Genomic DNA, 13,412 nt, shown 5'->3' with positions numbered 1-13,412 from the left:
AGTAACCTTCATGGCCCGGCCCCCCGTGCTCGGGAAACGTAATTCACACGTCCGGCCGTAACATGCGTCCGTCGGCACGGCGCGCTTGTCAGGCGACGAGTGTCCTCCCGGTCCATTCTGTGAGGTGCCTCCTGAGTTTTCGCCGGACCGCAATCGACCGGTTCCCTGTGCACCCCCCGAAAGGAAATTCTCCCGGTGTTTTCCACTGTCTGCGTCGTCGGCCTCGGCTACATCGGCCTCCCCACCGCCGCCGCCCTCGCCACCCACGGCATCGACGTCGTCGGTGTCGACGTCAACCCCGCCACCGTCGAACTCATCAACGCCGGCCGTGCCCCCTTCGTCGAACCGGATCTGGCGGTGGCCGTCAGCGGGGCTGTGGCCATGGGCCGGCTGCGGGCGACCGGCGCGCCCGAGCCCGCCGACGCCTTCATCATCGCCGTCCCCACCCCGCTCCAGGAGGACCGCACGGCGGACCTGTCGTACGTGCGCAGCGCCGCGGCCTCGGTGGCCGAGGTGCTCAAAGCCGGTGACCTCGTCATCCTCGAGTCGACCTCACCACCCGGCACCACCGTCGAGTTGTCCCGGTGGCTGGGCAAGCACCGGCCCGACCTGACCTTCCCGCACGACGTGGGCGACGCGCCCGACGTGCGGGTCGCCCACTGCCCCGAACGCGTCCTGCCGGGCCGGACGATGATCGAGATCGTGACGAACGACCGTGTCGTCGGCGGCGTGGGCGAAGGCTGCGCCGACCGGGCACGCGCGCTCTACGAGGTGTTCGCCAAGGGGGAATGCCTGCTCACCGACGCCACCACGGCGGAGATGGCGAAGCTCAGCGAGAACGCGTTCCGAGACGTCAACATCGCCTTTGCGAACGAACTGTCCATGGTCTGCGACCACCTCGGCATCGACGCGGGCGACGTCATCGCCCTGGCCAACCGTCACCCGCGAGTCGACATCCTGCGCCCGGGGCCGGGCGTGGGCGGGCACTGCATCGCCATTGATCCCTGGTTCATCGTCGGCACCGCGCCCCGGCAGTCGCGTCTCATCCGGCTCGCCCGCGAGGTCAACGACGAGCGGCCCGACTATGTGCTCGGCGAGGTCGTCCGGACGGCCGGCAGGTTCAAGGACCCGGTGATCGCCTGCCTCGGTCTCGCCTTCAAGGCGAACATCGACGACCTCCGGGAGAGCCCCGCCCTGCACATCGTCACACAGCTGGCCGAGCGTCAGCTGGGCCGGCTGCTGGTCGCGGAACCGCACATCAGGGAACTGCCGGAGTCACTGGCGCAAACGGGCGTGGCCGAACTCGTCGACGTCACCACCGCGGTGCGGGACGCCGATGTCGTCGTGCTGCTCGTGGACCACGATGCCTTCCGCGGTGTCAAACGCACCGCGCTGCGCGGCAAGGCCGTCTTCGACACCCGCGGCATCTGGAGCTGACGCCAGGTCACCCGCGGAGTCCGGCGCGTCGCCGAACTCCGCGGGGCGCCCGCACAGGCCCATCCAGTGCCCGATCGCCCGTACGGTACGGTCCGCGGCGCGCCCGTCGCCGTACGGGTTCACCGCCTTCGCCATGGCCGCGTACGCCCCACGGTCGTGCAGCAGCAACCGCACCTGCTTCACGATGTGCTCACGGTCGGTTCCCACCAGGCGGCTCGTTCCGGCCCGGAGGGCCTCCGGGCGCTCCGTGGTGTCCCGTATGACCAGCACGGGCTTGCCGAGGCCCGGCCCCTCCTCCTGGACGCCCCCGCTGTCGGTCAGGATGATGTGCGCACGGTTCATCAGCCGGGCGAACGCCCCGTAGGCCAGCGGTTCCGTCAGGCGGATGCTGCCGATGTGGGCGACCTGGGGCAGGATCGCCGCCCGTACGACCGGATTGGGGTGCAGCGGGAGCACGATGAGGAGGTCGGGCTCGGCACGCGCCAGATCGGCGAGGGCACCGCCGATGGACTCCATTCCGCCTCCCCACGACTCCCGGCGATGGGCCGTCACCAGCAGGACCCGGCGGGCCGTGTCGTCGAGGTCGGCCAGGGCCGGGTCCTCGTAGTGCGCCTTGCGCCCGACCGCCCAGAGCAGGGCGTCGATGACCGTGTTCCCGGTGACCACGACGGACGACGGGTGGACGCCGTCCCGCAGCAGGTTGTCCCGCGCGTGAGGGGTGGGCGCCAGATGCAGGGACGCCAGCTGGGTCGCGAGCCGGCGGTTGATCTCCTCGGGGAAGGGCGAGTACCGGTCGCCGGTACGCAGTCCCGCCTCCAGGTGGACCACGGGGACCTGGCTGTAGAAGGCGGCGAGGGCCCCGGCGAACGCGGTCGTGGTGTCCCCCTGGACCAGCACCGCCTCCGGGCGCTCGTGCCGCAGCAGCGGGCACAGCCCGTCGAGGACACGCACGGTGATGTCGGCGAGGGACTGGCGCTCGCTGAGGATGTCCAGATCGTGGTCGGCTCGGATGCCGAACAACGCGTGGACCTGGTCGAGCAGTCCGCGGTGCTGGGCGGTCACCGTCACTGTCGGCCGGAATATCGGGGACCGGTGGAGTGCCTCGATGACCGGGGCCATTTTGATGGCCTCCGGTCTCGTTCCGTAGACGACCATCAGTCGCTTCACTCGAATTCTCCTTCCGAGCGGGCACCGGACCGCTGCCGGGGCGGCACCCACCGGTGGCCGTAGTTCCCGGAGCAAAAGAAGCGCTCGCCGGGCACCAGAGAATCGGTATTCCGTGACAACACCCATCATGCCGGAGGCATGTTCACCCGGCCGTATGGAGATGTTCGTCCGTCTGGTCCGTTCCGGGAGAGAAGCGCATGTGCCGGTGATTTGCCCTCCCTACAGTGCGCTGGGCCGCGATCCCTCCCCGTAAAGGCAGGAAATGAAAACAGTCCTCCTGTCCCCGCGCACCGGCGCCATCACGGTGGGAGAAATTCCCGCCCCCGAAGCAGCCGCCGGTGTGGTGGTGATCCGCAACGACTGGTCGCTCATCAGCGCAGGTACGGAACGGGCCACCGTCTCGACCGGCGCGCAGAGCCTGCTCGGCAAGGCACGGCAGCGGCCCGAGCAGGTGGCGCAGGTGCTCGACAGCGTGAAGCGAACGGGCCTCGTCGAGACCTACCGGACGGTCCAGGACCGACTGGACCGTCCGGTGCAGCTCGGGTACTCCTGCGCGGGCACCGTCCTGCGGACCGGCGAGGGGGCCGACGACATCCGCCCCGGGATGCGGGTGGCTGCCGCCGGGGCCCGCTACGCGTCGCACGCGGAGATCGTCGCCGTGCCCCGTAACCTTGTCGTCCCCGTGCCGGACGGCGTGGACACCCAATGGGCCGCCTTCGCCACGGTCGGCGCGATCGCGCTTCAGGGCATCCACCAGGCCGAGGTGGTGCCGGGCTCACGGATCGCCGTCATCGGCCTCGGCCTGGTCGGCCAGATCACGCTCCAACTGCTGCGCGCCTACGGATACGACGGGGTGGGTGTCGATCCCGACCCCGCCATGGTGGCGCTCGCCGAGTCGGCGGGTCTGGTGGCCTTCCCGCGGAAGGCGGACGGCCTGCCCGGCGCCGTCTCCCGGCACTGGGCAGGCGCCGACGCGGACGCGGTGCTCATCACCGCCGCCACGTCCAGTTCCGACCCCGTCGAGTTCGCCGGCCTCCTCGCCCGTGACCGCGCCACCGTGGTGGTCGTCGGTGACGTAAACGTCGCACCGCCGCGGTCGTCGTACTACCACAAGGAATTGACGATCCGTTATGCGCGGTCCTACGGCCCCGGCCGGTACGACGCCCGCTTCGAGGAGGACGGCCATCCGTACCCGGAGGGCTATGTCCCATGGACAGAACGGCGCAACCTCGCCGAGGTGCTGCGGCTCCTGGCGACGGGCGCGGTGGACTTCGCCCGGCTCAAGCCGCGGGTCTTCCCCGTCGAGGACGCGGCCGAGGCGTACGAGGCGCTGAAGCCGTCGACCGCCGGACGCAGCGTCGCCCTGCTGCTGCGCTACTCCGCAACCGCGCAGCTCCCGTCCCGGCCGGCTCCGGACGCGGGCTGCCGCACCTGGACCGCCCCCAGCGGCATCTTGCGGCTCGCGGCGATCGGCGCGGGCAACTTCGCCACGAGGACGCTCTTCCCCGAGCTGGAACGGGAACCCGGTGTCGCGTTCTCCTGGGTCGCCGGCGGACGGGGGCTGTCCGCCGCGCACCAGGGCCGGCGGTGGGGTTTTCGTACCGTGGCCGAGAGCGTCGACACCGGCCTCGCCTCGGGTGACGCGGACTGCGTGATGGTGCTCAGCCGCCATGACAGCCACGGCCAGTACGCGGCGCGGGTGCTGCGCGGGGGTGCCGCCCTGTACTGCGAGAAGCCGCTGGGCCTGACGGAGACGGAACTGGAGGACGTCGCGGACGCGTGGTTGGTCTCCGGCGCCCCGGCGATGGCGGGGTTCAACCGGCGGTTCGCTCCCTCGGTGCGGGACCTTCGTGCCGTGCTCCCCGCGGGCGCGCCTCTCCAGGTCGTGCACCGGGTGTTCGCGGGCCGGCTCCCGGCCGACCACTGGTACTTCGACCCTGGGCAGGGTGGCCGTCTGCTCGGCGAGGTGTGCCACTTCATCGATACCGCGGGCTTCCTGGTCCCCGGCAGGCCGGTCGGTGTGCGGGCGGTCGGTGTGGATGCGCGGGACCCGGCCGCCGCGCAGAGCCTCACCCTGCAGATCACCTACGACGACGGGTCGGCCGCGTCCATCGTGTACGGGGGGCTGACGCCGCCCGGCGCTCCCAAGGAACTCCTGGAAGTGGCCACCGACCGGATGGCGGCCAGGATCGACGACTTCCGCTCGCTCACCGTGTGGAAGGGGGGCAGGGCGGTCACGACGAAGTACCGGGGCGGCCCGAAGGGGCACGCGGCCGAGATGCACTCCCTCGTCCGCCTCGTCCGGGGCGAGCCCCTCGGCGAGGAGACCGCTGCCGCCGCCGACTTCGCCTCGGCGCTGTGGAGTTCCCTCGTCGCCTGCCGCGCGGCCCGCTCCCTCACGGAGGATGGCGTCGTGGGGACCGCCCCCCGCACGCCGGCTCTGGCCAGGGCACTGGGGTGTCCGCCGCCCGGTCCCGGCGCCTCGGGCGCCGTCCCGAAACCGGGTGGGCAGGCTGCCTACCCGGCCGATGGTTCCCCATCGACCACGGCGGCACTCTGATGTGCGGCTTCGTCGTCCTGCTGAACCACGCCGCGCGAAACCTGCCGCCGTCGCACGGGGACCCGTGCGCGGCGCTCGCGCACCGTGGCCCCGACGCGAGCGGACACCTGGACCTCGGCGGTGGCAACTGGTACGCGGCGCTGCACTTCCGCCGCCTGGCCGTCGTGGACCTCGATCCGAGAAGCGACCAGCCCTTCGGCTCCCCGAAGAGGGGCGTGCTGGTCTACAACGGCGAGATCTACAACGCTGCGCACCTGCGTGAGGTGCTGCGGAAGCGGCATGTGACGTTCACGACCGAGGGCGACACCGAGGTTCTCTACGAACTGCTGCTGCAGCCTGACGCGCCGCGGCTGCTCGACCAGGTGGACGGCATGTTCGCCTTCGTCCTCCTCCTGCCCGACGGCGAGCTGCGCTACGGGCGTGACCGACTGGGCGTCAAACCGCTGTACGCGGCTTCGGACGCGGCGGGCCGCACGGTCGCGCTCGCCAGTGAGATCGAACCCCTGCGGGCCGCCGGGCTGACCGGCGGCGCCGACCCGGTCGCGGTGGCGCAGGGTGCCATGTTCCTGTGGACGCCGCCGCCGCGGACCGGCTGGCAGCGCGTTCGCGCCGTACCGGCCGGGACGGTGCTGTCCCGGCGCGCTCCCGGCTATGACGCGGCGTCACCTTGGTGGCGGGCCGGCGCCGCGATGCCCGCCGAGGACATCGGTGCCGCCGTCCGCGCGTCGGTCGCCCGGCAGATGCGCGCGGACGTGGCGGTGGGGCTGTTGCTGAGCGGAGGGCTGGACAGCACCTGGCTGGGCGTGGAGATGAGCAGGAAGGGCTTCGCCGGACCCGCCTTCGCCGCCAGAGCGCGCACCAAGACGATCGCCTCGGAGCCGTTCGAGGACGACGCACCCTACGCCGCCCGGGTCGCCCGACAGCTGGGCCTGCCGCTGACATGGGTCGACCTGGACGTCGATGTACTGCGCCGGATCCCGGAGCTGGTCACCACCATGGAGCTCCCCTTCGGGGACCCGGCCGCCGTCACCCTCATGCAGCTCTCCCGCGCCGCACGCGGTGCGGCGACCGTGCTGCTGTCGGGGCTCGGCGTCGAGGAACTTTTCCTCGGCTACGAGCGCTATCAGGCCGTGCTGCTGCTGCAACGGCTTCCCGCGTGGGCGCGCCCCGCTCTCGGCGCCACCACCCTGGTCCCCGGACCCCGGCGCTACCGGGGCCGTGCGGACAAGTTCGGGCGGCTGCTCCAGCTCGGCCCCCGCGACTGGTCGTGGGCGACTCAGGCGTACTACTCGGGGCGGGAGTGGGCGGCGCTGTCACCGCTCGTCGGACTGGAGGCGGTCACCGAGCGGCATCGCGAGGTGGCGAGCGGCGTGCTGGACGCGGGCGGGACGCCCCTCTCCGCGCTGGCGGAGTGCGACCGGCGACTGTTTCTGCCGGGGTTGAACCTGCTGTACGGCGACCGCGCGTCGATGCGGGCGAGCGTCGAGCTGCGGGTGCCGTTCCTGGGGGAGCCGGTGGTGGCCGCCGCCCTCGGCGCCGTCGCGGAGGAGCAACTGCGGCTGGGCGACGGCAAGGCGCGCTTCCGCGCGGCGGCGGTGGCGTCCGGTGTGCCGGAGTTCGTCGCCAGGCGCCCCAAGACGGGGTTCGGGGCGCCGGTGCGGTCGCTGCTGCGCGAGCACGGTGACCGTCTGTGGGCCGAGGTACGGCGCTCCCCGCTGTTCGACGACGTCTTCGACCGGCGGACCGCCGACCGCCTCGTCGCCGAACACGTCCGGGGCCGACGCGACCGGGGGCTCGCCGTGTTCGGGCTGTTCTGCGCGGCCGTGTGGTGGGAGCGGAACGCGACGGGAGGCGCGGGGCGGACCGCGGACGTCCTGTCGGGCTACGAGGCGGCCGTCGTCGGCTGAGCGGCGGCCGGGGCGGACGGGTGCGGGCCGCCCGGCAGGACGGCGTGGAGGGCGGTCAGTGCGTCCAGGAGGGGAGCGGCGCTCCACCGGGGCGACTCCCACAGGGACCCGTTCCGCGGGGAGCCGCCGGCCCGCGTGTCCGCGCCGAGACCGGGGTAGCGGTCCACGACGGCCGCCAGCACGGCCCGGGTGAAGTCGGCCCGGCAGAAGCCGTGCTGGGCCGCCCATGCCACCATCCGTACCGCCGTGGCGTCGTTGTTCGGGTCCCGTCTGCTCCGGCCGTCCGCGAAGTAGCGGGGCAGGGGGCCGTCGAACAGGTGCCGCAGGTAGTGGTCCACTCCTCGTGCGAGGGGGTGCTGGACGTCAACGCCGAGCAGCGTTCCCGCCTGTTCGAGGCGCAGCAGCACGTACCCCGTGTGGAAGCCGTCCACCCAGCCCAGCCGCGGGCCCCGTCCGTAGGGCCACGAGCCGTCGGGGCGCTGCCCGTCCAGGCTCACCTCGACGGCACCGCGGGCGGCATCGACCAGGCGGTTCGCCAGTTCGTCGGGGAGCGTCCCGGTGCGGGCCAGGCGGGCGGCGAGCGCGGCACCCATGAGGTTGGCGTTGTGGACGAGGACGTCACTGGCCGGTGTGTAGGTGAAGAACTCGCCGTTGTGCAGGTGTTCCAGGAGCCCGTGAGCAAGGGACCGTACCGCCTCGTCGTCGAGCGTCCCGGTGTCCAGACAGCCGTCCGCGCAGAAGGTGGTGGCCACGAGGTTCGGGACGGAGGCGGGGTAGTACGCCCAGCGGGTCTGCACATCGAACTCGTAGCGCCACAGCCCGGCGTAGCGCCCGCACAACTGCTCCGCGGCCGCCGACCGGCCCAGTCGGAGGGCGCGCTCCCGCCACACGGGGGAGGCCGAGAGCCTGGCGCAGGCGCCGGCCGCGGTTCCGGCGGCCGTCGCGGTGCGCAGCGGGTGAATGCCCAGCACCGGACGCAGGTCGATCCGGCTGCGTTTGACGGTCTGCAGGAGCACCTGCCGAAGCACACGGTGCACGGCCAGCCGTCCCAGCGGCCCGGTCAGCCCGTCGTACGGGTCCGGGCCCGCCCAGTCGCGGGCGTCGGCCCACCGGAAGAGCCGGTCCGCCAAGGCGAGCACGTCCGTAGCCTCGACGGGCGAGCCGAGGCGGTCAGGTCCGAAAGGGTCCCGGGGTGAGTGGTCGATGGGGCTTCCGGGCGGCATGGGCCCTCCAGGGGGATCGCCGGTGCTGGTGGATGCCGTGGACATCAGTGGATGTCGTCGGTGCTGTCGCGCGTGGTGGCGGGGCGGGCAGCTGCTCAGTAGGCGCCTCTTCCCGCTACGACGGCCCCCACCGTCCGGCACAGCACCCCGAGGTCCCCCGACGGGGACCAGTTGTCCACGTACCTGAGGTCCAGGGCGACCGTCTCGTCCCAGGAGAGGTCGGAGCGGCCGCTGACCTGCCACAGCCCGGTGAGCCCCGGCTTGACGGCCAGCCGGCGCCGCTCCACCTCGTCGTAACCGGCAACCTCGTCGGGCAGCGGCGGGCGCGGACCGACCAGGGACATGTGTCCCCGGACCACGTTGAACAGCTGGGGCAGTTCGTCCAGGGAACAGCGGCGCAGCACGCGGCCGACGCGGGTGATCCGCGGATCGCGGCGGATCTTGAACATGCGGCCGTCCTGCTCGTTGGTCCCGGTCAACTGGTGTCTCAGTCGCTCCGCGTCGACGACCATGGTGCGGAACTTGGCCATGGTGAACGGTTTTCCGCCGCGTCCGATGCGCGTCTGCCGATGCACGGCGGGACCCGGGGAGTCCATCCGTACGGCGAGGGCCACCGCCACGAACACCGGGGCGAGCAGCACGATCAACAGCGCCGCGCCCAGCCGGTCCGTCACCGACTTGAGCAGCGTCGCAAGCCCCCGCCTCAGGGGCGGGGCCACGGCCAGCATGGTGAGCCCGGCCACGGAGAGGACGCCCACCCGACGTCCGGCAACCTCGGCCAGACCCGGTACGACCACGAGCGGGCATTCCTCGCCGTGCAGGGCCCACGACAGCCGCCGCAGGCGCGTTCCGTTCATGTACGGTCCCGGCACGACGAGGACCACGTCCGCGTAGAGCCGGCGGGCCGCCTCCAGTACCGGGGCGGAGTCGGCCGACGGGCGTGGCGGTGCCTGCCGGCCGATACGGGCGGCGACCGGGGCCAGTGCGTGCGGGTCCTCGTCGCCGATCGGGCACACCCCGACGACGACGAACTCGTGGTCGGTCCGCTTCGCGAGGTGGCTCACCAGACCGTCGACAGCGTTCGCCTCCCCGATCACCAGGGCCCTGCGGACGGTCCGGCCGTCGCGGCGTCGCGCCACCAGGTGACGGTGGATCAGATTCCTTACGGCGGCGCTCATCGGGGCGCAGGGCACCAGGGCAGCCAGCGCGAGGAGGAACGGGGACTCCTCGCCTGTCGCCGCCCGCACCACCGCGAGCAGTCCGACCAGCACCAGCCAGTCCTGCAGCGCGGGGCCGATGTTGTCGCGCTCACCGAGACAGCGCTCGCCGTAGCGGTCCCGTGCGCCGCGCACGAGAAGCCATGCTGCGGCCGCCGCCATCGCATAGGCCGCGGCATGGGTGCCGCCGGCCAGCGCGAAGGCCAGAAACACCGGCACGGCGGCGCTGGCCACGTCGCCGATGACGGCGGCCGGCGCGTACCAGACGGGCTTGCCGGTGCGGCGGCCGGTCGGCGGCTGCTCCCGGATGACCTGCGCCTGCGCAGGCCTTGCCGCTGGTACATGGGGCATCGTCTCCCCGAACAGCCACATTTGCCCTCCAAGCGCATCAAAAAAGGACTATTCGAGTGTGAATGGCTGCCCGGTGAACTGCGGGGTGCGACGCTGGACTGCGGGCAATTCTCACCCGATGGGCAGAGCTCCATGCCCCGTGCATATGCCGACGCCGGGCCGGGAGTCGAGGGGTCCCCGGAAGGCCACGGACAAGGCGTGCGGGGCCGCACGTCCGTCAGGCCGGGACCAACGCGACACGGAACATTCTGGGCCAGAACTTCCCGGTGATCAGGAACTGATGAGTGCCGGGGACCGCTGCGATACCGTTCAGCGTGGACCCCGGGACGAGTTCGTCGTCGCGCAGCAGGCCCGAGGCGTCGATGCTCGCCGTCACCGCTCCGGTGACGGGATCGATGCGCACGATCCGGTCGGTGAAGAGCACGTTCGCATACACGGCGGCACCGACGCACTCCAGCTCGTTCAGCTCCGTCACCGGCCTGCCCCCTTCGGTCACGGCGACCTCGCCCGTCTTCGCGAGCGTCCTGGGGTCACGGAACGTCAGCCGTGACGAGCCGTCGCTGGTCACCAAGCGGTGCCGGGTCCGTTCGAGGCACACGCCCCAGCCGTCGTCGCGGTACGGGACGCGACGCAGCTCCACGAGCGTCCTGGCGTCGCGCTCGATGGCGGTCCGGTTCCGCCAGGTGAGCTGCCACAGGGTTCGGCCGAGCACGGTGACACCCTCGCCGAACAAAGGCGCGGGGAGTGCCGTTCGGACCGTGGGCTTCTTGCCCAAAGGCCCTGCCCGTACCGAGGACCGGCCGGAGATGCCAGTGCCTTCGTAGAGCGTGTCGCCGACCATCTCGAGTCCCTGGGTGAACGCCTGCGGGTCGTGCGAAAAGGTCTTGAGCACCTTGACCCGCAGGTGCTCGACCCGGTGCGCGGCGACCCGCCGCCCATCCGCGGCCCCGCCTGCCGGATCGTCCGGGGCGCGCTCCCCCGTCGCGCACGATGTGAGCAGCAGTACACCCAGGAGTACGGCCGCCCTGGTACGACGCGAGCGCTCAGACACGGCAGGAACCGCCCGGTTTCAGTGTGGCTCGCAGTGGCGTCACCAGGCTCTGCGGCAGGAGGACCGGGGCGCGGTCCGCGTGCGGCTCCAGCAGGTGCAGCACCAGCGTGCGGCGGGAGCGGGCGGGCAGCTCCAGGTCCAACGTGTACACGGAGTGGCCGCGTTCGACGCCGGGCGCGACCTCCACCGGGCGGCCGTCCAGGGTGGCGTCGGTCAGGGTGGCGCCGACGCCCGCGTAGTACGACACCAGGAGCCGGTTGTCACCCGGCCGGGTGCGGTAGGGCGGGGAGTCCTCCCGCAGTGTGACGTAACCGGGCAGCCCGGAGACCGGGGCCCGGTTGGTCAGGTTCACGGTCGCGGTGACCGGGCGTTCGCCGCTGGAGCAGCCGTTCGCTTCCCAGACCAGGCTCCGGTCGAGGTAGTAGTCCAGTTTGGAGCCGGCCGCGTTGTTCACCACCAGCCCAGCGAAGGGGCCGGGAGTCTCGGGGAGCGTGCCCGAGTAGGGGCGCGACTCGATGAGACGTTGCTCCGCCGCATGCGCGCTCCACACCTTCAGCCGTCCGTCCCGCTGGGCGTCGTTCAGGGCGACGAGCAGGGCGGGCAGCCGGCGCATGTCGCCGGTCGCGGTGATCAGGGGTCCGGCGGCGGCGCGGGCCGCCTCGACGAAGAACGCCTTGCGCCGGGCGACGTCGTCGTACATCGCGTAGCTGGCGCGTTCGGTGAGGTCCACGACGTTGTCGGCGGTGAGCTCAGTGCCGCCCGCCATGCGGGCCGGGCCGGTGACGCGCAGGAAACGGCTCAACGTGGTGGGGTCGACGGCGAACACACCGTCCACGCGCTCGCCGGTGTGTTCGCGCCACGCCGCGGCCCAGATGCGGGCCGCGTAGGGGAAGTGCGGGCTCATGTTGGAGTTGGCCCACACGCGGGTGGGCTCGCTGCCCTGGTAGCGGGCCGCGAAGTCGGCTCCCAGGTCGAGGTCCGTCTTCGCTGTGGCCATCTCGGTGTTGTTGCCGAACCGCTCGAAGGACAGATGCCCCCGGTCGGCCGACAGCACGGCGAAAGCCCCCGGAACGCCCCCGGTACCACGCGCCTCGGCGATGTTCTGGAACGCGAGGAAATAGCGCCGTTCCCCTTGGGCGCCGAGCATGGCCGGCAGGACGCGGGCCGCCAGGGAGGCATCGGTCATCACCGGGCCGAGGCGGTCGATCTGCCGCGCGAGCCCGGCCCGTGCCCGGTCGGCCGCCGGCAACCAGGTGGACCGGGGCAGCCCGTGCACGTCGGCCCGCACCTCGACCGCGGCGCGGGCGGCCCGGACGACTTCCGGCGCGTGCTTCTGCAAGGTCATGAGGGCCTCGGACATCCCGTCACCGCGGCTGTCAGGCGTGGGTGCCGGCAAGGCTCGCACCAGCGGGGACAGCACATCGCCGGCCAGCCGGTCGGCCGCGTACGCGGCCCCGCGCACGGTCCTGAGCGGGCCGCCGATGAAGGGCAGCTCGGCCGCGGGGTACCAGGCCGGGCCGGTGGTGAGGCGATGTGCCCGAGCGGCGTGGGCGGCGGCGGAACGCACCTCCCGTTCCCGCTCCTGGGCGGACGCGGGCACGGCACCGGAGGCGGCGCCGGACACGGGCGCCACCGACTCCCGCAGCGCGTCGAGGTCCCGCCCCGCCGCGATCAGCTCCGAACGGGCGAGCAGCCCGGTGACACCGATCCAGACGGCGCCGGCCAGTGGAAGCGCCGCGGCGGCCAGCAGGGTGTTCCTGAGCACGCGACGGCGGCCCGGTGCCCCCTCGCGGGAGCGGCCGGGCCTGCGCATGCGGAAGGCGTCCCGGCCCCGGCCGGGACGCCTTGGTTCCGCCTTGCCGATGTCCTGCTCCGTCATGAACTGCGGCGACGCCGCACGGCCAGCATCGTGCCCCCGCCCGCCGCGACCAGCCCCGCCGCGGAGCCGCCCAGCGCCAGGGCCTTTTCACTGCCGGTTTCCGCGAGGTTCGGGCGGTGATGGGTGTGCCACGAAAGGCCGGTTTGGTTGCCTGGCCGACCGACCCTGCCCTGCACCGTGATAGGGGAGGAAAGCGTCAGGCCGGGGTGGCGGGCGATCAGTTTGAACGTATGGCTGCCCAGCGCCATGCGCCTGGGGATGGTCACATCGCCTCTGACGACTCCGCTCCTGTCCGCCCTGTACCTGCCCAGGACGACTTCATTCGAGAACAGCCACGCGGTGACCAGCTGCCTGGCGGCGAAGCCGGTGCCGCGGAAGGTCAGTGCACCTCCGGCGGGCATCGTGGTGCTGCTGAGGGTGAGGCTCGGGGGCGGTGGAGGGTACTGCGCGTGGGCGGTCTGCGCCCCCACCAGCGGTGCCGCGACGAGCACGGCAGCCGATGCTGCCGATGCCAGAGCAACCCGCCATCTGGGCGATGCCGTCATCTTCTTTCACTCTCCTCGACTTCAGTCCAGGCCAAGCCGCAGCGTCGGCCATGAGCAAAATCTGGGTACCAGCAT

General features: G+C 72.2%; 8 protein-coding genes and 1 pseudogene. 3 read left to right on the top strand and 6 right to left on the bottom strand.

Features of this window, described 5'->3' with window-relative positions; genetic code table 11:
- Positions 1-195: 195 nt before the first annotated feature.
- Positions 196-1,374 (top strand): annotated as a pseudogene (gene wecC / locus OH768_RS33575) (UDP-N-acetyl-D-mannosamine dehydrogenase); the annotation flags it as partial.
- Here the strand turns inward: wecC and wecB are convergent.
- Positions 1,276-2,604, bottom strand: coding sequence for a non-hydrolyzing UDP-N-acetylglucosamine 2-epimerase (gene wecB / locus OH768_RS33570; RefSeq protein WP_406459705.1), 1,329 nt, complete (start codon positions 2,602-2,604; stop codon positions 1,276-1,278). The pseudogene wecC and the gene wecB overlap by 99 nt on opposite strands.
- A gap of 262 nt (positions 2,605-2,866) precedes the next feature.
- Between wecB and OH768_RS33565 the strand changes: the two genes are divergently transcribed.
- Both OH768_RS33565 and asnB read left to right on the top strand, forming a co-directional pair.
- Positions 2,867-5,164, top strand: coding sequence for a bi-domain-containing oxidoreductase (locus OH768_RS33565; protein ID WP_406459704.1), 2,298 nt, complete (start codon positions 2,867-2,869; stop codon positions 5,162-5,164).
- A complete protein-coding gene (gene asnB, locus OH768_RS33560) occupies positions 5,164-7,071 on the top strand; it encodes an asparagine synthase (glutamine-hydrolyzing) (protein ID WP_406459703.1) in 1,908 nt (635 codons plus the stop codon). The genes OH768_RS33565 and asnB overlap by 1 nt, the downstream gene beginning before the upstream one ends.
- Here the strand turns inward: asnB and OH768_RS33555 are convergent.
- The 5 genes from OH768_RS33555 to OH768_RS33535 all read right to left on the bottom strand — a co-directional run bounded on the left by OH768_RS33555 (position 7,047) and on the right by OH768_RS33535 (position 13,337).
- The gene (locus OH768_RS33555) at positions 7,047-8,210 is read right to left on the bottom strand and encodes a hypothetical protein (RefSeq protein ID WP_406459702.1); all 1,164 of its coding nucleotides are present in this window, start codon (positions 8,208-8,210) and stop codon (positions 7,047-7,049) included. The genes asnB and OH768_RS33555 overlap by 25 nt on opposite strands.
- A 179-nt stretch (positions 8,211-8,389) precedes the next feature.
- A complete protein-coding gene (locus OH768_RS33550) occupies positions 8,390-9,862 on the bottom strand; it encodes a sugar transferase (protein ID WP_406459701.1) in 1,473 nt (490 codons plus the stop codon).
- A 217-nt stretch (positions 9,863-10,079) separates the two neighbouring features.
- Positions 10,080-10,913 (bottom strand): glutaminyl-peptide cyclotransferase, encoded by an 834-nt coding sequence (locus tag OH768_RS33545; protein WP_406459700.1) that lies wholly within the window; start codon positions 10,911-10,913, stop codon positions 10,080-10,082.
- Entirely contained in the window at positions 10,906-12,792 is a 1,887-nt protein-coding gene (locus OH768_RS33540; RefSeq protein WP_406459699.1) for a DUF4012 domain-containing protein, read from the bottom strand. The genes OH768_RS33545 and OH768_RS33540 overlap by 8 nt, the downstream gene beginning before the upstream one ends.
- The gene (locus tag OH768_RS33535) at positions 12,789-13,337 is read right to left on the bottom strand and encodes a hypothetical protein (RefSeq protein WP_406459698.1); all 549 of its coding nucleotides are present in this window, start codon (positions 13,335-13,337) and stop codon (positions 12,789-12,791) included. The genes OH768_RS33540 and OH768_RS33535 overlap by 4 nt, the downstream gene beginning before the upstream one ends.
- Positions 13,338-13,412: the final 75 nt, after the last annotated feature.

The organism is Streptomyces sp. NBC_01622, from assembly GCF_045209635.1.
Classification (GTDB): Bacteria; Actinomycetota; Actinomycetes; order Streptomycetales; family Streptomycetaceae; genus Streptomyces.
This window is presented reverse-complemented; position numbering and strand designations above follow the sequence as displayed.